This is a genomic window from Teichococcus deserti, from assembly GCF_001982615.1.
In the GTDB taxonomy this organism is placed as follows: domain Bacteria; phylum Pseudomonadota; class Alphaproteobacteria; order Acetobacterales; family Acetobacteraceae; genus Pseudoroseomonas; species Pseudoroseomonas deserti.
In genome coordinates this window covers 1-702 of the sequence record NZ_MLCO01000561.1, presented here as the reverse complement: position 1 = coordinate 702, position 702 = coordinate 1, and the positions used below count along the sequence as shown (strand labels likewise).

Annotated in this window: 2 protein-coding genes; both read left to right on the top strand. The window is 77.4% G+C overall.

The genetic code is table 11. The annotated features are described in order from the left end of the window. A partial coding sequence (locus BKE38_RS30065) for a DUF2062 domain-containing protein (RefSeq protein WP_076960710.1) occupies positions 1-391 on the top strand: 391 nt, incomplete at its 5' end. Next, on the top strand, positions 388-702 hold a 315-nt coding region (locus BKE38_RS30060), incomplete at its 3' end, for an NTP transferase domain-containing protein (protein ID WP_165694337.1). The genes BKE38_RS30065 and BKE38_RS30060, both read left to right, overlap by 4 nt.

Here is a 702-nt window from a genome sequence, read left to right as displayed (position 1 = left end):
GAGGCTGCTGGCCTCTCCCGGCGGCCCCCAGCGGGTCGCCCGCGGCATCGCCGCCGGCGCCGCCGCCGCCATGCTGCCGGCCTTCGGCGCCCATCTCCTCTTCGCTGGCCTCTTCGCCCTGCTCCTGCGCGGCAGTCTGCCCGCCGCCGCCGCCGCTTGCCTGGCGCTGGGCAACCCCCTGACCCACCTGCTGCTGGTGCCGGCCGAATTCGCTCTCGGCCGCTGGCTGCTGCCGCCCGGCCTGGAATTCCTGCCCGAGCACGGCCCGTCCTGGCTGCTCGCCGCCCTGCCCGCGGCGGAGGAGACCGTCGCCGGCGGCCTGGCCTTCGCCCTGATGGCCGGCGCCCTGGCCTTCCTCGCCGCCCGCGCTGGCCTGAAGCGCGCGGCATGACCCGCACGCTCGGCGTCATCCTGGCCGGCGGCCTGGCCACCCGCATGGGCGGCGGCGACAAGCCGCTGCGGGTCATCGCCGGCCGCCCCATGCTGGAGCACCTGGTCGAGCGCCTGGGCCCCCAGGTCGATGCCCTGCTGCTCAACGCGAACGGCGACCCGGCCCGCTTCGCCGGCTACGGCCTGCCGGTGGCGCCAGACCCGATCCCGGGCAACCCCGGGCCGCTGGCGGGCATCCTGGCCGGCCTCGACCACGCCGCCGGACAAGGCTTCGACTGGGGGCTGACCTGCCCCGGCGACACCCCCTTCATC